Below are 23,696 nucleotides of genomic sequence, written 5' to 3'. Positions count from 1 at the left end.
CAGCCCCCCTGCCGAAGCAGGGGTCTGCACCTGGTGCCGCCACACCACAAGAAGGGCCGGCCAGCAGCGCCGCGCAGACGGGTGGCAGGCCCGCATGGTCCATGCCCAACGCCAATTCTTGGTGCTACCGCCGGCCCGGGTGCCTGCCTACAGTCCACCCCATGGACCTTCACACACCCCCTCCCCCGAGCCGCCTGGCACCGCCTGAGGCCGGCGAGACATCCCTCGGCCCGGCGCTGCACCATGCCGACAGCGACGCCGACCTGCTGGCCTGCTGGCCCGTGGTGCAGCAGTTGCGACCCCGGCTGCCGAATGCCGAGGATTTCATCGCACGCGTGCACCGCATGCGCGCCGACCGCTACCGCATCCTGGCCGCATGGCAGGACCGCCACACCGCCGTGGCGCTGGGCGGCTACCGCCTGGCAGAGAACCTGGTCTACGGACGCTATCTGTACGTGGACGACCTGGTCACGCTGGACACGGCGCGCGGCGCACGCTGGGGCCAGGCGCTGATGGACGCCATGGCGCGCATTGGCGAGCAGGAGGGCTGCACCTGCCTGGTGCTGGACACCGGCCTGTCCAATGCGCTGGCCCAGCGCTTTTACTTCCGCCAGGGGCTGCTGACACAGGCCCTGCGCTTCGGCCGCCCGCTGGGAAAGGCTGCCGCATGAGCGCAGGCGCACGCATCCTGCACCTCACCTGCAGCGCACGGGCCGAGGCATCGCAGAGCACGCGCTTCTCCGGCCGCATCGTGGAGCGCCTGCAACCGGCCGAGGTCACCCTGCGCGACCTGGCCCGGGCCCCGCTGCCGCATGTGGACAGCGCCTACGCCCATGCGCTGGCGGGCCGGCCACCGGGGGATCGCGATGCCAGCGCCCTGGACACTCTGGCCCGGTCAGAGCAGTTGATCACTGAACTGAACGCTGCCGATGCCGTCGTGATCGGCCTGCCCATGCACAACTACACGATTCCCTCGTGCCTGAAGGCCTGGATCGACCATGTGTTGCGCATCCACCAGACCTTTGCGCCGTCGCCCGAGGGCAAGCGCGGCCTGCTGCGCGACCGCCCGGTGTACATCGCCGTGGCCTCCGGTGGCTTCTACACCGGCGCACGCACCAACCAGCCCGACTTCGTGACGCCCTACCTGCAGGCGGCGTTCAACACCATGGGCCTGCACACGCTGCACTTCTTTCCCCTGCAGGGCCTGGTCTTCGACCCCGAGCGCGTGGCGCAGGCCTGGAGCGAGGCCACGGCAGCGCTGGATGCCGTGCTGGCCCCCCAGGGCGCCAACGCGTTGCCTGCCTGACCCGCCTTTTTTCTTCCTCTTCTTCCTTCAGGAATCTCCATGACCCAACGCCTTGACCATTCCAAGATCGCCCCCAACGCCGCCAAAGGCTTCTATGCCGCCAGCGCCTATGTATCGCAGTGCGGGCTGCCCACCGTGTTGATCGACCTGGTCTACCTGCGCGTGTCGCAGATCAACGGCTGTGCCTACTGCATCGACATGCATTCGCGCGACCTGCTCAAGCACGGCGTCAGCATCGACAAGCTCGTGCTGGTGCCGGTATGGCGCGAAGCCAGCGCGCTGTTCGACGCCCGCGAGAGCGCCGCGCTGGCCTGGGCCGAGGTGCTGGTGCGCGTGGACCAGACGGGCGCGCCCGACGAAGACTTCGCCGCCGTCTCCCGCGTCTTCAACGAGCGCGAAGTGGTGGACCTGAGCATGGCCATCTGCCTCATGAGCGCCTTCAACCGCCTGGGCGTGGGCATGCGCCTGGTGCCGCAGGCGGCGGCTGCAGTGGCCGCCTGAGCCATCAGGGCCGGCGGTCCCCAACCAAGCCCAACAGCTGCCGGCAGTGCGCTGCGGCCTCGCCCTCGGGCACATTGGCCACGCCCAGCACCAGGCCGGCGTGGTGGGGCTGCGGGTCGGCATACCAGGGCGACAGCGGCACCGGCGCCAGGCCGTGCTGGCGCGCCTGCAGGGCCAGCGCCACATCGTCCAGGCCCGGCGGCAGGCGCAGCAGCACCGCGAGCCCCGCCGCGCGGCAGGTCGCCCCCTCGGCCCGCAGGCTGCCGAGGATGGCATCGCGCCGCCCGGCATAGAGCTGCTTCATGCGGCGCAGGTGGCGCAACAGGTGGCCGCCCTGCAGGAACTGCGCCACCGCGTTCTGCAGCAGCGGCCCGGGCGCCGAGCCGAACAGCGCCGCTGCTTCATCGAAGCGCGCCACCTGGGCGGCCGGCACCACCAGAAAGCCCAGGCGCAGCGACGGGTTGATGGTCTTGCTGAAGGTGCCCATGTGCAGCACACGCCCACCAGCATCTTGCGCAGCCAGCGCCGGCAGGGCCCGGCCGGGCGGCAGCTGCAGCTCGCCCAGGTAATCGTCCTCCAGCACCCAGGCGCCGGCCTGCACAGCCCAGCCGAGCAGGGCCTGCCGGCGCTCCACCGACAGCGCAGCCCCGAGCGGCGCCTGCTGCCCCGGCGTCACCACGGCCAGCGCCGCCCGGGGCGCAACGGCCATGCCGGCCGCCACATCCAGGCCCTGTGCATCCACCGGCACCGGCACGCAGGCCAGGCCCAGGGCCGCCAGCGTGCGGCGCGTGAGCGGGTAGCCAGGGTCTTCGCTCCAGGCCTGGCCGCGCAGGCCCAGGGCCTGCACCGCCAGGGCAATGGCCGCCGTATGCCCGCTGGTGATGTACACCTGCGCCGCGCTGCAGGCCATGCCGCGTGCCACCGCCAGGTAGGCGGCGATGGCCGCGCGCAACAGCGCCTCGCCGCGCGGGTCGGGGTAGCGCAGCGGGGCATGGGCCGATTCCCGGGCGGCGCGGGCCACGGTGCGCTCCCAGACCTTGGCCGGAAAGGCGTCCTGCGCGGGCACGCCCATCTGGAACACGCCGCTCACGCTGCGCGGGTAGTTGGCCACCGGGTCGCGCAGCACGGTGGCCGCAGGGGCCACCGCCCCAGGTGGCGGGGCAGCCACCCCATGGCGCCCCACGAAGGTGCCCGCCGCGCCCAGGGCCACGATGAGCTGTGCATCGATCAATGCCTCGTAGGCCGCACGCACCGTGCCGCGCGCCACGCCCAGCTGCGAGGCCAGGTCGCGCCAGGACGGCAGGCGCGCGCCCGGCGCCAGCCGCCCCTGGGCAATGGCGGCCTGCAAGGCCTTGCGGATCTGCTCGGTGACCGGCTCACGCGCGCTGCGGTCCACCGCCAGGTGCAGGGCAGACGCGGGTGGGGCAGAAACGGGGCGGGACAGGGTCATGGAGCGGGGGCGCGCACGCCAGGCAAGGGCACTGTGGCAACGGCTGGCCGTTGATCATGCCAGCGACCGGGCTTCACCCCAGCCAGTGTGCGCCCTGGGCCCAGCCCAGAAAGACTCGCCCATCCTCGCGCACGGGGCCCGACGCAGCTTGCGCCAGCCCCACCAGGGCGGGACGCAGCCGCACCGCAAAAGCCTGGGGCTGGGCCGCCAGTTGCTCGTGGGCCCAGCGCAAGAAGTCCTCGACCGCTTCACCCTTGCGTCCCAATGGCTCCAACATGGCCAGAAAGAACACCATCTGCCGCCAGGCATAGGCCGCGTTCTTGGTGTGCACCAGGCGGCTGTGCCAGTCCGATGCATGCACCCGCACCTGCAGCCGCTGCAAGGCCCAGGCAAAGCACTCCTGCGCCATGGGCATGAGGTGCGCGGCCATCGGCTGCTGCAGACCCAGCTGCCCCACCAGCACCGCCAGGTTGTGGGTGGTGAGCACCTGCTGCTGCTCGATGATGGTGCCGTTGCGGGCCACGCTGAACCCCTTGCCAGGCGCCGCGCCCGCACGCCGGGTGCAAAGGTCCGAAAACTGCTCCTCCAGGGAAGGCCGCTGCACCTTGCCCGTTTTCAAACGGCCAAGCCAGCTGGAGGTGACCAGCTCGGCATCGAGCTCGATACCGTAGTAGCGCGCATAGATGGTGCCTTGCACCACGCGCCAGGCTTGCAACGCGGCGCTGGCGTACTTGGCAGAAAAGCGGCCCATGAAGATCTCGGCAGCCACCTCCTCGGTCAAGGGCATGTCCCCCAAGCCGGCGGTGCGGGCCAGGGCATCCAGCTCTCGCACCAGCTTGTTGGGCAGGATGGCAAAGGGAAACGCCGTCAGCGACAGCACCACCACCTCGCGCAGTACCTGGAGCGCAGCAGGGTCCGTTGCGCCAGGGGCATCTGCCTTGCGGCGGGAATGCCGGTCAAGTGCCGCCAGCCAGGGCAACTCCTCCAGTTGCACCTGCCGCGCGAGGTTGAGCAGCAGCAGGGAGCGCCGCTGGCGAAACGCCGCATAGATCGCCGCGTAGAGCCGGCCGCAGGCTTCGTCGACCATGCCCTCTGAACGCAGGCGCGCCGTGATCTGCGGCAGCAAGGTGGCCAACACTTCGGCCGAAGTGACGACGCCAAGGCGCACCAGCTCCTGCAGCGTCGCCGCCAGGCAGCGTTGCACCTTCCTGCGCACCGACGCAGACACGAGGGTACCCTCCGGCAGGCCACTGGCCCAGGTCTCTTCCGGCTGCACCGGCAAGAGCACACCGTCCGTGTCTTCCAGGCCCTCATCCGCGGGGTGGGCACGCAGGCGCGCAGCCACCTGCCGGGCGATCTGGCGATGGCTGGGCGCATTGGCGTGGCCCCACTGCAATGCACGCTGGCGCTGGCAGGATTCCGAGGCCGGCACGCCATGGGTGGCCACGTAGCGCGCCAGCACCAGGCGCACACGCCCGGCCTCGCGGCGCGAAAAGCGCTCGGGGGTGCGCAGGCGCTGGGCCAGCAGCACCAGCAGCAAGCCCAGGCTGGTCTTGCTGCGGTGCGGGCGGCTGCACAGCGTGTGCTGCTGCTGCAACTGCTCGAAGCGCTGCAGCAGCGCGTGGGCTCGCACCTCCCACCCCTCGGGGTAGTGCTCTGCGGGCCAGCCGCCATCGATGACAAAGCCACCGGCAGGTGTGCGCTGCCAGCCCCCATCGGCCTGGCGCCGCGCGCGGGGCGGATCGCCCACCACGGTGTCCAGAAAGAGCGCCACCACTTCGTCGTACAGCGGTGTCCAGACGGTGACGGATTCCTTTTGCCGATCCACCCGCGGATTGGCAGGCGTGTCCTGCAGCTGCCTCACCGTCGTGCCCGCGTCCTGCAGATGCACACGCCGGCCTTGGGCAGGCGGCACCGTGGCCACCGGGCGGGGAAAAAAGCGCAGGCGGCTGAAGTACGGCGCCAGCGCATCCACCACCTGGCGCGCCGCATCCCCGTGCCCTTGCCGCAGCAACTGCGCCACGGCGAGCAACGCGCCCTCCTCGGGCACGTCGACGGCATAGCAGCCCGATTGCAGCCATTGTCCAAGGCGTGCCTGGCCCGGCTCGGTGAGGAACCACGCGTTCAGGGCCTCACGCGCACCGGCGTCGGTGGCGGGTTGCATGCCCAACGCCTTCAGCAAGCCATGCTCATGGGGCTGCAACGGTCCGCCGGAAAGCACGGCGCCGGTAACGAAGCCGCCGCGCACCACCTCGGGCGTGGCCCAGGCAGGCATGTCCTTGACAGGGGTGCGCTCGCCTGGCTGCAGGGTGCCCGCGACCTGGCCCAGCAGCGCGGCTGTCCAGCGCTCCACATGCCCCTGGGCCTGCAGCTGGGCTGACGGGTCGGTTTCGCGCTGGGCGCGCGACAAGGCGCGGGCCAGTTGCGCCGTGGCGTAACCGGTACCGACGGCAGGTGGTTCGGCGCCGGGCGGCCCCTGGTGCTCTGGTGTCATTCCGGTGGAGGGTGGTGTGGCGGGATCCGGGGGCTGGAGTCGAACCAGCTCCCTCTCGGTCCGGAGCCAAGCGTTCTGCCGATGAACTACCCCGGAACCATCGGCGGTATGCAATCGCTTGCCTTTTTATCACAGGGCCATGGGCGATCCGGCCCCCCCCAATGTGGCGGAATGCCGACGCTCCCAGGGCGAGAAAGTGGCAAAGCGGCCACAGCCGCCTCACAATCCGCCCACCGCCTGCCGGCCCACAAGGTTCCCTGGCGCTTTTTCATCGGGTATCCGCCTGGTTCCTTTTCTTCTCTTCTTTCCATGAAATCTGTTTCGATGCTGCGCCATGGGGCGCTGATGGCGGCGCTGTTGCTGGCCAATGCGCCCGTCTGGGCCGAAGACACGCTGGCGCGCATTGCCAGCGCCGGCGAGCTGCGCCTGGGGCACCGTGAGAAATCGCTGCCCTTCTCGTACAAGGACGCCACCAGCGGCAAGGTGCAGGGCTACACGGTGGACATCTGCCTGCAGATTTATGAAGAGATCAAGAAGGAGCTCAAGCGCCCGGACCTCAAGCTCAAGTACCTGCTGGTGGACGGCAAGAACCGCATCAGCGACGTGAAGGACAACGTGGTGGACCTGGAGTGCGGCGGCACGGCCAACACGGCGGCGCGGCAAAAGGAGATTTCCTTCAGCCACCACATCTTCGTGGCGTCCTCGGCCTTCCTGGTACGCAAGAACTCGGGCATCAAGACGCTGGACGACCTGCAGAACAAGAAGATCGCCGTGCAGGGCAAGACCACCAACGAAAACCTGCTCAAGGCCAACGAGCGCACCTTCAACCGCAAGTTCGAGTATGTGCCGGTGGAGAGCACCCTGGACGCCGTGAACGCCCTGGCCAAGGGCCAGGCCGATGCGGCCTTTGCCGACGACGCCGGCATCTGGATCCCGCTCACGCGCCTGGGCAAGTCCATGGACGACTACGTCTTCCTGGAAAAGCGCCTTTCGGTGGAGCCCTACAGTATCGGACTGCGCCGCGACGACCCCAAGTTCAAGGAACTGGTGGACCGCGTCACGCGCCGCATGATCCAGGGCGGAGAGATGACGACGCTGTACAAGAAGTGGTTCAGCGCCGAGCAGGGCACGCTGCCGATGAGCATCTTCATGAAGGAAGCCCTGCGCCGGCCCAGCGACATCGGGGTGGAACAGATCGCTTTCTGAGCGGCCTCACGGCTTGATGCAGGTCAAGCCTCCTTTCACTTCCTGACAACCGGCCAAAATTCAGGGCGCGGCGGGCCTGGGTCGCTTTATAGTCGATAGCAATAATTTGTAACTATCGAATGACGAGCACGACAGACGCATCTTTGCCGGACGGTGTGGACGCGGGCGACAGCCCCCACTACCTGCGCGCGCTGACGGACATGGCCGATGAGCGCACGGTGGTGGCTGGCGCGGCCATCTACACCGACAACGGCATCAAGCTGGTGGAAAAGGGCGCACGCATCGACAGCCGCCTGTACGACCGGCTGGTGCAGCACAAGCTGCGAGAACCCATCGACAGCCACCTGTCGGTGGAAAACCCTGTGAACGCGGAAGCCCTGGTGGCCACCGGGCAGGACCTGGCCGAGCAGGATGTCCTGTGCAGCCTGCTCTCCGAGGCCATCGGCTCGGGGGCCCGGCTGCTGGCACCGCTGCGCGCCGTCGCCCTGCCCATGCCGATTGCCTGCAAGCTCACGGTGATGCGCGACAAGCGCCCCGCGCTCTACCTGCACAGCGTGCGCATGATGATGGTGTCGGTGTTCCTGGGCCTCAAGACCGCCGAGCGCGACCTGGGCGCACTGGCGGCCGCGGCCCTGCTGCACGACCTGGGCGTGCTGCACATGGACCCGGCCTGGAACGACCCCGACTTCAAGGTGGTGGGCGTGCAGCGCAAGCACCTGGTGGCCCACCCCATCACCTCCATGCTGATGGTGCGCGACAGCAAGGCCTACCCCCCGGCCGTGGCCGACGCGGTGCTGGAGCACCACGAGCGCATGGACGGCACGGGCTACCCGCGCGGCCTCGCGGGCGCGGGCATCTCGTCCATGGGCCGCATCCTGATGCTGGCCGAGGTGGTGGCCGCCTTCTTCGAAAAGTACAGCGACATGCCGGCACAGCGCCTGTCGCTGGTGCTGCGCCTGAACCACCGCAAGTTCCCCGCCACCCTGGTGGCCCATGTGCTTCCACTGCTGCAGGAAGAGGTGGCGCGCGAGTCGGCCCTGATGCCGCTGGGCAACGACGCCCCGCGCCAGGCCGAGCTGCTGGCCGATGCCTTCATGAAATGGGACGAGCTCAAGGCCTCGCTGCCCCCAGCCATGCTCAAGGCCATGCCCCCCGGCAGCGCCTTCGCGTTCACCGAAGCCCGGCTGATGGCGCTGCAGAAGGCCCTGGTCGAAGCCGGCTCGCACCCGCAGCACCAGGCCGACCTGATGGCCCAGCTGCAGGGCGATGCCGTGGGCCTGGCCGAAGTGGCCCTGGTGGGGCGCGAGGCGATCTTCCAGCTGCAAAGCGTGCTCAACGCCTGCCACCGCCGCTGGCCCGAACTGGGCAAGCGCGCCACGCCGGGCGATGCGGCCGTGGCCAACTGGTGCGACTGGGCGAACGAGCGGCTGTAGGCGGTATCAAAAGCATAGCTGCCCGTCCTTTGTGACAGGCTGCTGACTGCCCGGCGGCCAAATCCCGCCCGCCACCGGGCGGAGCCCCAGGCATGGGACAATCGCCCCCCATGACACCGCAGCAGTACGTACAACAAAAAGCCGTCGCCTCCGGAAGCAGCTTCTATTACGCCTTCCTGTTCCTGCCGGCGCCACGGCGCGCGGCCATCACGGCCTTCTATGCGTTCTGCCGGGAGGTGGACGACGTGGTTGACGAGGTGAGCGACCCGGGCGTGGCGCGCACCAAGCTGGCCTGGTGGCAGGCCGAGGTGGCCAAGGCCTATGCCGGCCAGCCCACCCACCCCGTGATGCAGGCGCTGATGCCGCTCGCGGCCGACTACGGCATCGAGCAGCGCCACCTGCAGGCTGTGATCGATGGCTGCCAGATGGACCTGGAGCAGACGCGCTACCTGGATTTTGCCGGCCTTACCCAGTACTGCCACCTGGTGGCGGGCATCGTGGGCGAGGTCACGGCGCGCATCTTCGGCCAGACGGACGAGCGCACCACGCAGTACGCCCACACCCTGGGCCGCGCCTTCCAGCTGACCAACATCATCCGCGACGTGGGCGAGGACGCCATGATGGGCCGCATCTACCTGCCCGTGGCCGAACTGCAGCAGTTCGACGTGAAGGCGCACGAGATCTTGAAGCGCCAGTATTCGGACCGCTTCACCGCGCTGATGAAGTTCCAGGCCGAACGCGCCCACCGCACCTACGACGAGGCCCTGGCCCTGCTGCCCGACGCCGACCGCCGCGCGCAAAAGCCCGGGCTGATGATGGCCAGCATCTACCGCACCCTGCTGCGCGAGATCGAGCGCGACAACTTCCAGGTGCTGCACCAGCGCATCCGCCTGACGCCGCTGCGCAAGTTCTGGCTGGCCTGGAAGGTGCAGGCACTGGGCCGCATGTAGTCCCCCCACGGAAAGCCGCCATGAACCGCCACGCCCCCACCCGCACCCACCTGGCCGGCGCCGCCCTGCTGGCATTCGCCCTGGGCGCCTGCGCGCTGCCCCTCCCCGCGCAGGCCTTCTGGGGCCTGCTCGGCAAGGCCGCCAGCGGTGCTGGCAAGGCGGCGGGCGGTACCGCGGGCAAGGCGGCAGGGGCTGCGGGTGCGGCCGGGGCCGCTGGTGCTGCCGGCGAAGCGGCCACCGCTGCGGGCACGGCCGGAAAAGCCGCCGCCGCAGGTGCCGGGGCCGCCACGCTGGCCGATGACGCGGCCCGTGCCGGCGGCAAGGCGGCCGGCACAGCCGACGCCGCTGGCGGCGCAGCGCACGGGTTCAGCGCCGTCAATGCCGCGCTGCCGCCCGAGGTGGCCGTGTACCTGGCCAAGCCCGCTGCCAGCCTCACGGGCAGCGACACGGCCGCCATGATGGGCCTGTACCAGCGCATGGTGGCGCAAGCGGGCAAGACCGGCGATTTCAGCGTGATCGAGCGCATGCCCCAGGTGCACGGCGCCAGGACGCTGCCGCAGCCTGCCCCGCCCGTGCCCGTGCCCGTGCCGGTCAAGGCCGGTGCCACGGCGCAGCCAGCGCCTGCCGCAACCCCGCTCTCCCCATCGGCCGCCGCCGAGATGAGCCTGGCCGGGCTGCGCCTGCTGGCGCATGCCGCATCGGCCGGCCACCGCGCGGCGCAGAAGGAATTGCGCGAGCGCTGCGCCGACCCCGCCGTGCTGCGCACCGCGCCCGCCGACGTGCAGGCCGCCTGCAAGGCCGCGGCGACCAGCTCCACGGCCGCCCCCGCCAAGCCCCGGCCCGCGGCCACATGAAGGTCGCGGTCATCGGCGCCGGCTGGGCCGGCATGGCCGCAGCCATCGCCCACGCACAGGCGGGCCATGCCGTCACCGTGCTGGAGTCCGCGCGCACCGTGGGCGGCCGTGCCCGCGCCGTACAGGCCAGCTTGCCCGACGGCACGGCGGCCACGCTGGACAACGGCCAGCACATCCTCATCGGTGCCTACACCGAAAGCCTGCGCCTGATGCGCCTGGTGGGTGTGGACGCCGAGACAGCACTGCTGCGCCTGCCCCTGACGCTGCAGTTCCCCGACGGCACGGGCCTGGCCCTGCCCGACCTGGCTCCGCCCTTCGACGCCGTGCTGGGCATTGCGCGCGCACGCGGCTGGGGCTGGCGCGACAAGCTGGCCCTGCTGCGTGCGGCCAGCGGCTGGCAGTTGGGCGGCTTCCGCTGCGCGCCCACGACCTCGGTCGCGCAGCTGTGCACCGGTCTGCCGCAGCGGCTGGTGGCCGAGTTCATCGACCCGCTGTGCGTATCGGCCCTGAACACCCCGGCCCACGAAGCCAGCGGCCAGGTCTTCCTGCGCGTGCTGCAGGACAGCCTGTTCAGCGGCCGGGGCGGATCGAACCTGCTGCTGCCGCGCGTGAACCTGGGCGCCTTGTTCCCCGAGGCGGCGGCACGCTGGCTGGCCGCGCAACACCAGGGCACTGTGCACACCGGCCAGCGCGTGCAAGGCATCGCGCAGCAGGCCGACGGGCGCTGGGAATTGCAGGGCACAGACTTCCCCGGCCTCTATGACCACATCACCCTGGCCTGCCCGCCCTGGGAGGCCAGCCGCCTCGTCGCAGCAGCCACGGGGGTGCCGGCTGCGCACGATGCCGCGCGCCAGCAGTGGTGCAGCGCGGCTGACAATCTGCGCTTTGAAGCCATCACCACGGTATACGCCCACGGCCCTGGCGTACGCCTGCCGCAGCCCATGGTGGCACTGCGCAACAGCGCCGAACTCCCTGCCCAGTTCGTGTTCGACCGCGGGCAGCTCGACGGCCTGCACGGCGTGCTGGCCTTCGTGGTGAGTGCCAGCACCGGCGAGCGCTCCGTGGTCACGGACCAGGTGCTGCGCCAGGCCGGCGAGCAACTGGGCCTGCCCGGCCTGCAGGCGCTGCAGACCGTGGTGGAAAAGCGCGCCACCTTTGCCTGCACACCCGCCCTCGTGCGCCCCGGCATGCAGGTGGCCCCCGGCCTGGTGGCCTGTGGCGACTATGTGGACGGCCCCTACCCCGCCACGCTGGAAGGCGCCGTGCTCTGCGGCACGGCCGCAGCGGCACTGGCCGCCAACCCAGGGTAAACCCCGAGCATTCAAGCACCCCAAACGCTGAGGATGGGGGCCGACTGACAGCATTCCGAAAGCAGGCCCGCGCCACCATTGGCGCAGGCCATTATTTCCTTTCGAGCCGCTTCTGACGGAGACAACCCATGCATGCATTCCTTCCCCCCCACGACCCCGCTTTTTCTTCGCTGAACGCACGCCGCCGCCAGTTGCTGTCCGCCGGCGGCGCCGCCGCCCTCGCGGGCCTGATGCCCGGCATGGCCCAGGCGCAGGCCGCCTGGCCCTCCAAGTCCGTGCGTTTCGTCGTGCCCTTTGCCCCCGGCGGCAGCTCGGAGATCGTGGCGCGTTCCACCGCGGCCGAGCTGACCAAGACCCTGGGCCAGAGCGTGTTCGTGGACAACAAGCCCGGCGCGGCCGGCAACATCGCCATGTCGGAAGTGGCGCGTGCGGAAGACCAGCACACCCTGATCCTGGGCCACATCGGCACGCTGGCGGTGAACCCCTTCATCTTCGACAAGCTGCCCTACGACCCGAACAAGGACTTCAAGCCCGTGAGCCTGCTGGCCAAGGTGCCCAGCCTGTACGTGGTGCACCCCGATGTGCCGGCCAAGAACCTGCGCGAGTTCATCGCCTACGTGAAGAGCAAGCCCGGCAAGTTGAGCTACGGCTCGGCCGGCAACGGCAGTGCAGGGCATCTGGCCTTCGAATACCTGAAGATGACGGCCGACGTGTTCATGCTGCACGTGCCCTACCGCGGCACCGGCCCGATGCTGACCGACCTGCTCTCAGGCCGCGTGGATGCCTCGGCCGTGGGCGCGGCGGCCATCCTGCCCTTCATCAAGTCGGGCAAGGTGCGCTGCATCGCCACCGGCTCGGCCAAGCGCCTGCCCCAGTTGCCCGACGTGGGCACCGTGGCCGAGCAGGGCTTCCCGGGCTTCGAGATGACGCAGTGGTACGGCATGCTGGCCCCGGCCAACCTGGCGCCCGCCCACCTGGACAAGCTGGCCGCCGAGACCGCCAAGGCCGTCAAGTCGCAAGGCTCGCTGGAGCGCCTGAACGCCGACGCGGCCGAGGCCATCGGCGACACGCCCGCGCAGTTCGCGCAGTTCATCGCGGCCGAGCAGGCGCGCTGGAAAAAGGTGCTGCTGCGCGCGAAAGTGAAGCCGGATTGACCCTTTCGGGCACGGGGGCGGGATAGCATCCAGCCCACCACCATGCGCATCCTCCTGGCCGAAGACGAACACACTCTGGGCACCTGGCTGAGCCGCGCGCTGGAGCACGCCGGCATCCAGGTCGAATGGGTGACCGACGGCCGCCTGGCCGACCGCGCGCTGCAGCAGCGCGACCACGACGCCCTGGTGCTCGACCTGGGCCTGCCCGGCCTGGACGGCCACGCCGTGCTGCAGCGCTTGCGCGAGCGCGACCAGCGCCTGCCGGCACTGATCCTGACCGCGCGCGACTCGCTCGACGAGCGCGTGCGCTCACTCAACGCCGGGGCCGACGACTTCCTGGCCAAGCCCTTCGAGCTGGCCGAGCTGGAGGCCCGCCTGCACGCCCTGGTGCGCCGCGCGCGCGGCACCGAGCACCCGCGCCTGGCCTGCGGGCCGCTGGTGTACGACGGGGCGCGCAAGCAGTTCGTGCTGCACGGCGAGCCGCTGGCCCTGTCGCCGCGGGAGCAGGCAGTGCTCAGGGTGCTGGTGCAGCGCAGCGGGGAGCCGTTTTCCAAGCAGCAGATTCTGGACCGGGTGTTTTCGGATGAGGAGGATGTGCATCCTGAGGCGGTTGAGGTGTTTGTGCATCGGCTTCGCAAGAGGTTGGATGGGAGTGGGGTGAGGATCACTACCTTGCGGGGGTTGGGGTATGCGCTGGAGCAGGAGTGATGGCTTCTGCTCGTTGGCTATGGTTGCTGCATGCTTTGCTTGAGGGCGGAGGCCGGGTCTCGGCCCGGCGGCCGAGGTACTTGTTCTTTGCTTCGCCAAAGAAAAGTACCCAAAAGAAAGGCGACCCCGCTGCCCGTGTCCCCCTCGCCTGCGGCGAGGGGGCAGCCTGCGATGCTCGGTCCTGGGGTGTGCCGCAGAACTCGCTGCGTTCTTCGAACTCCGCTCAAACAGCTGCGGCAAGCATGACAACGAGGCGCGTGTCCTTCGGCACGCGCTCACCCCAGGCCCTGCGCTTCTCGGCACGGTCAGAAGGGGGTGGATACCGACACGGGCCATTGCTTCGCTCGGCCTGTGGTCCTTCGCTGCGCTCGGCTCGCCAGGGCGATTGCGCCAGTTGCGTCGGCAGCGCGCAGCGCGTAACCGACACCCGGCGCAGCTGCGAAAGCAGCAGCCGGGTGGTACCCGCTCCCCCCCCCTTCTGGCTGCGCCGAGAAGCGCAGGAGCTGGGGTGGGTGCGTGTGCCGAAGGACACACGCACTTCGTCGTCTAGCTTGCCGCAGCTGTTTGAGCGGAGTTCGCAGAACGCAGCGAGTTCTGCGGCACCACCCCAGATCCGAGCATCGCAGGTTGCCCCCATCGCCCTCCGGGCGATGGGGGACGCTGACAGCGGGGTCGCCTTTTCTTTGGTGACTTTCTTTTGGCGAAGCAAAAGAAAGTTACTGCGCCGCCGGGCGCACATCCCGGCTCCCGCCCACCGCAAAGGTACAGAGCAACCACTCGCAGAGCCATCCTCCAAACCATCCAGGGGCAACTGAGATGGCGCCCACAACACCGCCCCGCACAGGCCCCGGCAGCCCCTGGACCAGACTGCGCCGCACCAGCCTCTGGCGCCTCCTGGCCCTCCTCCTCCTCCCCACCCTCACCCTGGTCACCAGCGTAGAACTGTGGATGACAAGGCACGACGCCCTCGAAGCCGCCAACGCCGCCTACGACCGCTCCCTCCTGGGAGCCCTCAAATCCATAGACGCCAACATCTCCACCGCCTCCGGCGGCCTGTCCGCCGAACTCCCCTACACCATGCTCGAATTCTTCGAGCTCACCGCCAGCGGCCACGTGTACTTCCGCGTCGCGTCTTCCGATGGCCTGGTGGAGCTGGGCAACGCCGACCTGCCCCTGCCCCCAGGCCCCCTGGAGCCGGGCGTGCCGCGCTTCTACGATGCGGAGTATTTCGGTGAATCGGTGCGGCTGGCCGCCTACCGGCGCACCGTCGATATCGCCGACCGCGCCATACCGGCCACCACCGAGGGACAGCCCGGCAGCGTGCTCGTGCAGGTGGCCGAGAGCACCCAGTCGCGCCAGGAGTTCACGCGCCGCTTCGTGCAGCGTGCGGCCCTGCGCGATGGCCTGGTGCTGGCCCTCATGGTGCTGGGCGCTGCGGCCACGCTGGCCATTGCGTTGCGCCCGCTGTCGCGCCTGGCGCGCGGCGTGCAGGAGCGCAGCCCCGACGACATGACGCCCATTGCCGACACCGACCTGCCCGCCGACATCCGCCCGCTGGTGGCCGCCGTCAACGAACAGATGGCGCGCACCCAGGCCCTGGTGGCGCAGCAGCGGCAGTTTCTGGACGATGCCTCGCACCAGCTGCGCACGCACCTGACCACGCTGCAGATGCAGATCGACTACGCACGCCGCGAACCCGACCCCATGCAGGTGCAGGACGCCCTGGCCGCCATCGGCGGCGAGATCGCGCGCGCCACGCGCAGCACGCAGCAGCTGCTGGCCCTGGGGCGCAGCGACACCGCCGCCGTGGAGTACGCCCCTTTCGATCTGGCCGCCCTGCTGCGCAGCGTGGCGCTGGAGCTGCTGCCCCAGGCGCGCGCCAAGCAGATCGACTTCGGCATCCACACCCCCAACGCCGCCACCGCACCCGAGTTCATGGCCGTGGCCGACAGCGGCCTGCTGCGCGAGGCCGTCACCAACCTTGCGGCCAACGCCATTGCCTACACGCCCGCGCACGGCACCATCACCCTGTCGGCCGCGGGCGATGCCCTGGGCTGGAGCGTGAACGTGGAGGACAACGGCCCCGGCATGGCGCCCGAGGAGCGGGCCGCGCTGGGCCAGCGCTACCGGCGTGGCTCGCAGGCGGCGGCCGGGGGCTCGGGCCTGGGGCTGGCGATTGCGCGCTCCATCGCCGAGCGGCACCGGGGCGCACTGCGGCTGGAGGCGCGGCCCGGCGGCCCAGGTCTGCTGGCGATATTCTGGTGGCCCAAGCCATGACGATCCCCATGCACGTCCTCAGCGACCCGCTCTCGCGCCGCCATGCCCTGGCGGCCCTGCTCGGCAGCCTGGCCACCGGTGCGCGGGCCACATTACAGGCCGATGCCAGCACCGCCCCCGGTGAGTGCATCGCCCCCTCCAAACCCGGCGGCGGCTTCGGGCTGACCTGCGGGCTTGCGGCCGACGCCATACAGGCCGTGCGCCCGGGCCGCACACCCTTGCCCACGCGCTTTCTGCCGGGCGGCATCGGCGCCGTGGCCTTCGACCAGGTGGCCACAGGGCGGCTGGGCGGGCCGGGCACGCTGGTGGCATTCTCCAGCGGCTCGCTGCTCAACATTGCGCAGGGCCGCTTCGGCCCCCACCCGGTGACTGCCGTGCGCTTCATCGCCACGCTGGGCACGGACTACGGCGTGATCGCCGTGCACCGCGATGCCCGCTGGCAGAACCTGGCGCAGGTGACTGCGGCACTGCAGCGCGACTCGGCGCGCGTGGTCTTCGGCGCGGGCGGCACCATCGGCAGCCAGGACTGGATCAAGGCCGCGCAGCTGGTGCGCGCGGCCGGGCAGGACCACCGCAAGATGCGCTTTGTCGCCTTCGAGGGCGGGGGCGAGGCACTCAAGGCCCTGAAGGGCGGGCACCTGGACATCTTCACCGGTGATGCCGCCGAGGCCCTGCAGGCGGCAGCCCAGGGCCTGCCCCTGCGCATCCTGGCCGTGCTCGCACCCGAGCGCCTGCAGGGCCAGCTCGCCGGCCTGCCCACGGCACGCGAGCAGGGCATCGCCCTCACCTGGCCCACGGTGCGCGGCCTGTACATGGCGGCCAACACCCCCGAAGCCGCCGTGCGCGCCTGGACCAGCGCCTTCGAGCAGGCCCTGGCCGCACCGGGCTATGCGGCCCTGTGCAGCCGCTACGGCCTGTACCCCTTTGCCCGCACGGGCGCGGCGCTCGACGACTTCGTGCAGCGCAGCCTGCAGGACTACCGGCGCATGGCGCAGGACCTGGGGTTGCGCACCTGGCCGCGTTGATCCCTGGTCGCACTGGCAACCCGTTCCTATTCATCCTCCGCCTGGCCATCGTCGCGCAGCCGGCGATCCAGCTTGCCGCGCAGCGACTCGGTGTCTTTCAGGAACTGGTCGACGGGCACGGCGGGGGCCACGCGCAGGCCTGGCGGGAACAGGCTGCTCATGTACAGCTTGTTCGACAGGCGCATGTTGTTGAGCCACTGCGCACCCAGCCACGACGGCAGTCCCAATGCAACCAGCGCAGCCAGCGTCCAGGCCAGACCCACGCGGCGGCGCGGCAGCACCGTGGACAGGTGGGCATACAAGGCCACCGCCAGCAGCAGCGCCACCAGCACATTGGCAAACCGCGAAAAGGATTCCAGCGAGAAACTGAACGCCGCGAAGTTCGCCACCAAGTGCACCGCATCCACCGCCAAGGCGGCTGTGCAGGCGATGCGCACATGGCGCCAGAACCGAAGCTGGCCGCCGAACACTTTGCTGGCCACCGCCCATGCGCCCGACCAGACGCCCAGGCTGGCCAGCAGGCCAAGCAACAGGCCAGGAACCGACTTCAGGTACTGCGACGCGTCCCGGGCCTCCAGCCACGCCGATCCCAAGGCCGCCGCCAGCACCAGCACCATGAGCGCTGCCGTGGTGGCCACCATGCTCCACGGAAACTGGGGCAGCGCCTGTTCTTCGGCGATGGGGGCATCGGCCAGGCGCAGCGCGATGTGGGTGTGGCCCAGGTCAATGGGCGTGCCGCCTGGCCAGTCGAAGCGCTCGCCCTGGGCGTAGTGCTTGCGCTGCAGGCGCGCGCCATTGCGGGTGTGCAGGACCTCCACCTGGACCGTGCGCGGTGCGTCTTCCAGGCGGCCGATGCGCAGGTGCGCGGGCGCGACGAACGGATCGTCCAGCACCAGGTCACAGTCCAGGCCCCGGCCCACCGTCACGGGCCAGCGGGTGATGGGGGCACGTGCCAGCAGCGCGCCGTGGCGGTCAAAGGCTTCGATAAGGCCGAGGGTGGGCATCATGGCGCGGCCTCCCAGCGAAACGCCTTGAGGTAGTGGCTGGCCAGCTTCATGCCGTTGTCAAAAGCGATGCCCTGCACATCCAGGCGGCCCAGGATGCCTTGCGTGGGCTGGTTGACCGAGGCCGTCAGCACGGTCATGTTGTACAGGCCGGGCAGTTTGCGGTAGGCCGACATGCAGACCACCGCCCGCAGCGGCAGGCTGCCGGCGTCGACAAAACGCTCGCTGCATTCAACGGCCGTCTGGTGGCGGTTGCCACGCGTCTGGAAGCGCTCGTTGGCAAAGCTTTGCGAGAACACCCGGGCAAACCGCGCCGCGCCCAAGGTGGGGGCGTTGTAGGCCTCATAGCCCAGGCGCACGGTGCCGGTGCTGTAGTCGCCGGCCACGACATCGCTGTCGGCCTGGCACTGCGTGCGTTCCAGGTTCAAACCCGGGAAGTTCGGGTCGCGCCCCGATCCCCAGCACCGCGCCAGCGCGTCATCGGGTACCGGCACCCGGTAGTTGCCGTGGCGTTGCTCACGAAACGGATCTTTCAGAAACCGCTCGGTCAGCACCTGCTGGTGCCCTGTCAATTGCCTCGTCAACTCCGCGTACGCGGGCTGCGTGATGGGCTCAGCGCTGGCCGCGCGCTGCACCAGCGCCTCTGCAAACTCGGCGGGGATCAGGAAGCTGACCTGCTCGCCATCGAGCCGCTTGGCCACGTTGACGCCCAGCACCCGCCCCGAATCGTCCACCGAGGGGCCACCGCTCATGCCGGGGTTGAGCGTGCCGCCAAAGAAGATCCGCGGGTAGAAGCTGCGCCGCACCAGGCCGTTGTAGGTGCCCTCCGTGACGGCAAAGCCGATGTCCAGCGGGTTGCCCAGCGAGTAGATGCGCTCGCCCTGTGCCAGGGGCTCTGCGGCGGGCCGAAAGCCCAGCACCGGCGCCGCTGCGGTGCGGGCCTTGGCGCGCAGCACCGCCAGGTCGCGCTGCACATCGAACGCCAGCAGCTCGACCTCGCCCTCCTGCCCCTCCATCGTGACGTACACGCCGCGGTAACGCTCGGGCTCCAGCGCCAGCTGGCTGGCCACATGGAAGTTGGTGACGATCAGGCCATCCGCAGAGACAAAAAACCCCGAGCCGATCGACGCCTGGGTGTCGGCATTGCGCAGCAGCGTGCGGATCTGCACCAGCTTGTCGCGCGACAGCTCATAGATGCGCCGGGCATCGCGGGACAGGGGTGCCGCGGGCGCAGCACCCGCACCGGTTACCGCCGCTGTCGCCGATGCAGCCGCACGGCTGTCCACCGGTTCGCCCCCCGCTGCAGCGGGCGGCATCGCTTGGGATGCCGGTGCCGCAGGCAATGCCGCGCCGGTGGCACGAATGGCGGGCGTACTGGCGGTGGCAGCCACGGCCTTGGGAGCCGTCGCAGGTTGGGGGGCATTCTGGGCGTAGGCCACCGCACAGGCCAGCACCAGAAGGGGCGCTGCGGCAAGCCGCAGCGGACGGGTCAGAAGGAAAGGCATCGCGGTATTCTATGAACGGTCTGCACCGCACCCACGCCATAGGGGCAGCTCACCCGCACCACGCACCCCATCACGCAAATCAGCCATGCCAGACACCCAGGCCTGGCCTGGGGCACGGCAGAGCGCGAGCAGTGGCGCCCGCCCCAGGTAGGCCGCTTATTGACTATCCTTACAAGGTACTCCCCAACGCGCCCAGCAACCTGGCGCTCACCTCGGCGGCATCGGGCGCGTCGAACTGCATGTTGTGCTGGTCCGTCAGCGGGCCGTGGCCCGGCTCCATGCCTCCCGCAGCGTCGTAGCCCATGGCCTTGAACTTCCAGGTCCCACCCACCTTTTTGAGCGAGCCCACATGTGCGCCATTGGCCGTGTGCACGGCCACCACGGTGGCGTTGACGGGCGACAACTGCAAGGGGCCCGCCACAGGGCCGGGAGGCACGTGGAGGAAGGTGGGTTTAAAGGTAGGCGGCTGGGGTGGACTCAGGGACATGGGGGTGTTTGTATCGCAAAACGCATGCATCCCACCTGCCACCCGGAATACCGCCCATCTGGGGCCGCGCACCTGGCCACGCTGATCAACGACCTGTTGGTTGACACTGAGGGCTCCTGCAATCCCCCATTTGTGTGAACTACTGCGCACTTACCAAAGCGTAAAAATCTGCAACCACCCACCAAAACGCCGATGCATGTGGATACTGGCGTCTCCACAAAAAACCGGTGCAACGAGGAGGGAGGCCAGGGGCCTACAGGCCATTGGCTTGAATGCTCGTGATGCACCAGACCGCCATGAAAAACTGGATCGCCACCCTGTGCCTGGCTGCCGGTGCTGCAGCCACAGCACCCATGGCCTGGGCCGCCACCTTCGAGATTCCCGACGCAGGTGTCTCGTTCAAGGCGCCCGAAGGATTCACCGAACTGACGAGCGAAGAAATCGGCGCCAAGTACGCCTCGGGGCGCGCACCGACCTTTGTGGCCGGCAATGCCCAGCGCACCACCACCATTGCCCTGGAACTCAAGCCCCAGGCCCTGACCAAGGACAAGCTGCCCCAGGTCAAGGCCTCCTTCGAAACCCTGTTCGACCGCGTCATCCCGCGCATCGACTGGAAGCAGAAGAAGCTCATCGACATGCAGGGCCAGCAGTGGATCTACCTGGAGATGACCTCGCGCGCCAGCGAGGCCGACATCTACAACATCATGCTGGTCACCCCCCACCGGGGCCGGATGCTGGTGCTCAACCTCAACTCCACCAAGGGCGACTTTCCGGCGGTGGAGAAAGAGCTGAGAAAGAGCCTGGAGACGATTGCGGTCGCGGGGGAATAGGGCCTGAGCGCATGTAGCAACCAGCACAGGCGGGCATTTCTCCTACCCGCAAGCACCCCGCCTGCCTGCACAGTCGAGCGTCTACCCATCCGCACCCGCCGGCCAACGCCGGGCACAGGCAGGAGACCGACATGAGCACGAGCGCAGGATCCGCGTTGAAACCCGCGGCCCAACTGGCCGAGAAGGCCAGGACCCCCTTCCCCGGCGCATCCGCCGAGTACGAAGCCGCGCGCAAGGCCCTGCTGGCCGAGGAGATCGAGTTCCGCCGCCACATGACGCGCCTGGTCGCGCAGCGCCAGGCCCTGCCGCCCGGCCCGGTCATCGCCAAGAACTACCGCTTCAAGGACGAACAGGGCTTCGAGGTGGGCCTGGCCGACCTGTTCGGCGACAAGCACACCCTGGTGACGTACTTCTGGATGTACGGCCCGCAGCGCGAACGCCCCTGCCCCATGTGCACCAACTGGCTCGGCGCGGTCGAAGGCAATGCCGCCGACATCCAGCAGCGCGTGGCCCTCAAGATCCTGGGCCGCTCGCCCGTGGAGCGCCAGTACGCCTTCGCGCAGGAACGCGGCTGGCGCGACCTCAACTTCGTGCAGACCATCGGCGACGACTATGCCAAGGACCTGGGCATCCTCATGGACGATGGCAGCGAGTACCCGGCGCTGGTGGTGTTCCAGCGCGATGGCGACGGCCAGGTACGGCTGTTCTGGGCCAGCGAGATGACCAAGGACATGGCCGACCCGGGGCAGGATCCTCGCGATGCGCCGGACATTGCGTCGCTGTGGTCCATCCTTGATCTGACGCCGGGAGGGCGGCCTGCGGATTGGTACCCGAAGCTGAAGTACTGAATTGCCACAGCATGGCAGAACCCACCTCTATCGGCCGCCAAGCCGCCTGGGCCAATGTTTAGCGCAATGCCAAAGCCCAGGCGATTTCTCCGTCACGCAAGCAAAATAGATCCATGACAAACGCTTGCGCAGCCTTTACGTCGCACAGAGCATCCACATAGAAGGTCGTCAGTCCATCGGGATTCCCGTCATGTCTCATCAAGAGCAAGGGCCCCAAGGAAGGCGCATCTAGCAGGGCGCCAGTGAACCAGTCCAGATCGTCTTGAGCGCGAAACAATTGCAAGGGCTGCCGCCGATGCAATTCGTCCATTGTCAGCTTGCTTGCGAGCACCGCACAGCAATCGCCGCTGGGCCAACGAGGCGGCTTTACGGTGTTCATGTCCTGTTCTTGGCAGACTGCGAGCAGGTCATTGTTGGCTTCCGTGACCCGGTGCGTCGACGACCTTGCGGATGGCGTCAAGCCGCGTCCCATCGTCTTCGATCAACTTGATGACCTCCCCGGCAGCGTCACGCTCACCACACACCCATTCCCGGTACAGAATCCACAAGCCTTCCCTGGCCCTGTCCCGGCAGACTTCTTCTACGCACCTGTTGCCCAGCGCAATTTCACTGTCGTGCGCTGAACCCGACACAATCTGGAAGAGCAATTCGAGCACACCAAGCCTCACGTGCCGAGGGCTCTCTTCAGCGAGCAACGCCGCCATCAAAACAGACACCACCGGCTCTGCGGCCTGGTAAAGCTGTCCCTGGACCACCACCTGGTTCTCCAGCCTCCAATAAGCTTGGGTCGCCAGTTCCGGGGTGGGTGCATGCAGCAGGTCCATCAAGGCATGGGGCACCTGTTCTGCTGTACCGCCTGCCTGCCGCAGCGTGCTCCATGGGATTCTGAGGATTTCCATCTCAGCCAAGCGGAGCCCGTGGAATGCCTCCCAGGCTGCCGCGCGTTCAAGCGCATCATGCAAGGGTTCCGCAGCCCTTACGACGTCGACCCAGGCGGGATGGTTCGACACCTGGATCTTGGCTTCTCCCAGCGACAGGCTGAATTGCTTTCGCACCGCCTTGATGGTTTCCACGATGGTGTGACCTTCCGCATGCATCCTGGCGATCAGGTCTGCTTGTCTCATGGACATCCTGGGCTCTCGTTTCTTCGGCCCTCAGCCCTGCCCAGCATCAATGGATTTGGGCACTGGCCCCGCCAGCGCCTTGCGCTCCCGCCACGCCTGCTGCACAAACGGATCCGTCACCGCATAGGTGCCATGCCCCTTGCGCACGATGAGGTTGGCATCGCGCAGTTCTTCCGACACGCGCTGCACCTGGTCGGCCGTGACCTCGCGGCCCACGGTGGCGGTGTACTCGGCCAGGGCCTCGGTGGTGAACAGGCCGCTGGCGTCGCCCTCCACGCGTGCCACGCGGTCGAAGATGGCGCCGGCCAGCACACCCAGGTCTTCGAGCTTGCGCAGCTCCACATCGGCCGCCGCGCCCTTGAGCGTCGCGGCGATCACGGGGAGCAGGCGGTCGGCCTCGGCCGGGTCTTCGCGCTGCAGCTGGCGCAGCGCGCGTATCAGTTCTTCGGGCCGGCGGCCCAGCAGGTTGAAGGCGGCAGTCGCCACGGGCAGGCTGGGCAGCACGGGGGCGCCCTCCTCGGCAATGCCCTGCAGCACGTAGGCCACGTAGTCGCCATCGAGCGTGGGGTATTCGACCGAGGTGGCACCGGCAAAGGCATGCTTGCCCTGCAGTGTCATGCCCACCACCTGCGCGCGGTGCGAGCCTGTGCCGATGAAAAGAAAATGCCCCGGCGTGTCCGGCCGCGGATTGATGGCATCGCGCGCGGCCTTGATGGCCAGCAGCATCTGCGCGCCATCGTCGCCCGCCAGGGCCTGCTGCACCTCGTCGACGATCAGGACCAGGTCGGTGCGGGCCAGCTCGATCACCTCGGTCAGCGCCTCGGCCAGCGTGACCCCGCCCTTGGCGCCCACGTCGTTCAGCTGAAAACCGAACTTGAAGCCCGCCGCCCCCACGTCAATCCCCTTGAGCCGCGCCAGGCGGCCCAGCACGCCCGAGCCCGGCGACTGCAGGTCGGCCAGCGCGCGGCGGATGGCCGCGTGCACCAGGGTGGCCGGGTCGGCCTTGGTGTCGGCCCACAGGTCGACATAGATGACGATGGCGCCCTTGGCCTCCAGCGCGGGGATCAGGTCCTGGCGCAAAAAGGTGGTCTTGCCCGTGCGGCGCAGGCCCGACAGGAAGAGCCCCGAGCGCAGCCCCTGATCAAGCAGGCCGGGCTCCAGCAGCTGTTTGGCCATCTGTTCGGCCAGTGCGGGGCGGTGGAAGAGGTCCATTTGGGCAATTTTAGTCAA

General features: G+C 69.0%; 22 protein-coding genes and 1 tRNA gene. 14 read left to right on the top strand and 9 right to left on the bottom strand.

Annotated features, from left to right (window positions below; translation table 11 throughout):
- Positions 1–161: 161 nt before the first annotated feature.
- From HNP48_RS22915 to HNP48_RS22905, 3 genes are read left to right on the top strand one after another with little or no spacing between them, the layout of a single operon-like run.
- Complete coding sequence (locus HNP48_RS22915; protein ID WP_184861440.1) at positions 162–671, top strand: N-acetyltransferase; 510 nt, start codon at positions 162–164, stop codon at positions 669–671.
- Positions 668–1,306, top strand: a complete 639-nt coding sequence (locus tag HNP48_RS22910) for an FMN-dependent NADH-azoreductase (protein WP_184861438.1) — start codon at positions 668–670, stop codon at positions 1,304–1,306. The genes HNP48_RS22915 and HNP48_RS22910 overlap by 4 nt, the downstream gene beginning before the upstream one ends.
- Before the next feature lie 39 nt (positions 1,307–1,345).
- The gene (locus HNP48_RS22905; RefSeq protein WP_184861436.1) at positions 1,346–1,807 is read left to right on the top strand and encodes a carboxymuconolactone decarboxylase family protein; all 462 of its coding nucleotides are present in this window, start codon (positions 1,346–1,348) and stop codon (positions 1,805–1,807) included.
- 4 nt (positions 1,808–1,811) lie between these two features.
- Here the strand turns inward: HNP48_RS22905 and HNP48_RS22900 are convergent, their stop codons facing one another.
- The 3 genes from HNP48_RS22900 to HNP48_RS22890 all read right to left on the bottom strand — a co-directional run bounded on the left by HNP48_RS22900 (position 1,812) and on the right by HNP48_RS22890 (position 5,847).
- Positions 1,812–3,257 carry a PLP-dependent aminotransferase family protein gene (locus HNP48_RS22900; RefSeq protein ID WP_184861434.1) on the bottom strand — a complete coding sequence of 482 codons (1,446 nt, stop codon included), beginning with the start codon at positions 3,255–3,257 and terminating at the stop codon, positions 1,812–1,814.
- Positions 3,258–3,330: 73 nt separating this feature from the next.
- Entirely contained in the window at positions 3,331–5,751 is a 2,421-nt protein-coding gene (locus HNP48_RS22895; RefSeq protein ID WP_184861432.1) for a hypothetical protein, read from the bottom strand.
- 24 nt (positions 5,752–5,775) lie between these two features.
- A tRNA-Arg gene (locus HNP48_RS22890) sits at positions 5,776–5,847 on the bottom strand.
- 213 nt (positions 5,848–6,060) lie between these two features.
- Here HNP48_RS22890 and HNP48_RS22885 point away from each other — a divergent pair.
- The 9 genes from HNP48_RS22885 (at position 6,061) to HNP48_RS22845 (ending at position 16,668) form a co-directional block, all read left to right on the top strand.
- A complete protein-coding gene (locus HNP48_RS22885) occupies positions 6,061–6,957 on the top strand; it encodes an amino acid ABC transporter substrate-binding protein (RefSeq protein ID WP_260420345.1) in 897 nt (298 codons plus the stop codon).
- 119 nt (positions 6,958–7,076) lie between these two features.
- Positions 7,077–8,390, top strand: a complete 1,314-nt coding sequence (locus tag HNP48_RS22880) for an HD-GYP domain-containing protein (RefSeq protein WP_260420344.1) — start codon at positions 7,077–7,079, stop codon at positions 8,388–8,390.
- Positions 8,391–8,500: 110 nt separating this feature from the next.
- Positions 8,501–9,340 carry a presqualene diphosphate synthase HpnD gene (gene hpnD, locus HNP48_RS22875; protein WP_184861665.1) on the top strand — a complete coding sequence of 280 codons (840 nt, stop codon included), beginning with the start codon at positions 8,501–8,503 and terminating at the stop codon, positions 9,338–9,340.
- A 20-nt stretch (positions 9,341–9,360) separates the two neighbouring features.
- Entirely contained in the window at positions 9,361–10,194 is an 834-nt protein-coding gene (locus tag HNP48_RS22870; protein WP_184861430.1) for a hypothetical protein, read from the top strand.
- A complete protein-coding gene (hpnE, locus tag HNP48_RS22865) occupies positions 10,191–11,504 on the top strand; it encodes a hydroxysqualene dehydroxylase HpnE (RefSeq protein ID WP_184861428.1) in 1,314 nt (437 codons plus the stop codon). The genes HNP48_RS22870 and hpnE overlap by 4 nt, the downstream gene beginning before the upstream one ends.
- Positions 11,505–11,632: 128 nt before the next feature.
- Complete coding sequence (locus HNP48_RS22860) at positions 11,633–12,658, top strand: tripartite tricarboxylate transporter substrate binding protein (protein WP_184861426.1); 1,026 nt, start codon at positions 11,633–11,635, stop codon at positions 12,656–12,658.
- Positions 12,659–12,700: 42 nt separating this feature from the next.
- On the top strand, positions 12,701–13,366 hold the full coding sequence (locus HNP48_RS22855; protein ID WP_184861424.1) for a response regulator: 666 nt from the start codon (positions 12,701–12,703) through the stop codon (positions 13,364–13,366).
- Positions 13,367–14,182: 816 nt separating this feature from the next.
- The gene (locus HNP48_RS22850) at positions 14,183–15,643 is read left to right on the top strand and encodes a sensor histidine kinase (RefSeq protein ID WP_184861422.1); all 1,461 of its coding nucleotides are present in this window, start codon (positions 14,183–14,185) and stop codon (positions 15,641–15,643) included.
- Between the two features lie 8 nt (positions 15,644–15,651).
- Complete coding sequence (locus HNP48_RS22845) at positions 15,652–16,668, top strand: tripartite tricarboxylate transporter substrate-binding protein (RefSeq protein ID WP_260420343.1); 1,017 nt, start codon at positions 15,652–15,654, stop codon at positions 16,666–16,668.
- Between the two features lie 26 nt (positions 16,669–16,694).
- On the opposite strand, the gene HNP48_RS22840 is transcribed toward HNP48_RS22845, so the two are convergent.
- The 3 genes from HNP48_RS22840 to HNP48_RS22830 form a co-directional block, all read right to left on the bottom strand.
- A complete protein-coding gene (locus HNP48_RS22840; protein WP_184861418.1) occupies positions 16,695–17,675 on the bottom strand; it encodes an FHA domain-containing protein in 981 nt (326 codons plus the stop codon).
- Positions 17,672–19,177: a serine protease gene (locus tag HNP48_RS22835; protein ID WP_184861415.1), complete on the bottom strand. Its 1,506-nt coding sequence runs from the start codon at positions 19,175–19,177 to the stop codon at positions 17,672–17,674. The genes HNP48_RS22840 and HNP48_RS22835 overlap by 4 nt, the downstream gene beginning before the upstream one ends.
- A 169-nt stretch (positions 19,178–19,346) precedes the next feature.
- Complete coding sequence (locus HNP48_RS22830) at positions 19,347–19,586, bottom strand: hypothetical protein (protein WP_260420342.1); 240 nt, start codon at positions 19,584–19,586, stop codon at positions 19,347–19,349.
- A gap of 374 nt (positions 19,587–19,960) precedes the next feature.
- Between HNP48_RS22830 and HNP48_RS22825 the strand changes: the two genes are divergently transcribed.
- Both HNP48_RS22825 and HNP48_RS22820 read left to right on the top strand, forming a co-directional pair.
- Positions 19,961–20,494 (top strand): hypothetical protein, encoded by a 534-nt coding sequence (locus tag HNP48_RS22825; RefSeq protein ID WP_184861411.1) that lies wholly within the window; start codon positions 19,961–19,963, stop codon positions 20,492–20,494.
- A 131-nt stretch (positions 20,495–20,625) separates the two neighbouring features.
- Entirely contained in the window at positions 20,626–21,342 is a 717-nt protein-coding gene (locus HNP48_RS22820) for a DUF899 family protein (RefSeq protein WP_184861409.1), read from the top strand.
- A gap of 58 nt (positions 21,343–21,400) precedes the next feature.
- Here HNP48_RS22820 and HNP48_RS22815 read toward each other — a convergent pair whose 3' ends face one another.
- From HNP48_RS22815 to HNP48_RS22805, 3 genes are read right to left on the bottom strand one after another with little or no spacing between them, the layout of a single operon-like run.
- Complete coding sequence (locus HNP48_RS22815; RefSeq protein WP_184861407.1) at positions 21,401–21,721, bottom strand: hypothetical protein; 321 nt, start codon at positions 21,719–21,721, stop codon at positions 21,401–21,403.
- A 28-nt stretch (positions 21,722–21,749) separates the two neighbouring features.
- Positions 21,750–22,466: a hypothetical protein gene (locus HNP48_RS22810; protein WP_184861405.1), complete on the bottom strand. Its 717-nt coding sequence runs from the start codon at positions 22,464–22,466 to the stop codon at positions 21,750–21,752.
- Between the two features lie 30 nt (positions 22,467–22,496).
- On the bottom strand, positions 22,497–23,678 hold the full coding sequence (locus HNP48_RS22805) for an ATP-binding protein (RefSeq protein WP_184861403.1): 1,182 nt from the start codon (positions 23,676–23,678) through the stop codon (positions 22,497–22,499).
- Between the last annotated feature and the right edge of the window lie 18 nt (positions 23,679–23,696).

This window comes from Acidovorax soli, assembly GCF_014207955.1.
Lineage (GTDB): Bacteria > Pseudomonadota > Gammaproteobacteria > Burkholderiales > Burkholderiaceae_C > Acidovorax > Acidovorax soli_A.
The sequence above is the reverse complement of the archived record's forward strand: the minus strand, read 5'-3'. Positions and strand labels throughout refer to the sequence as shown.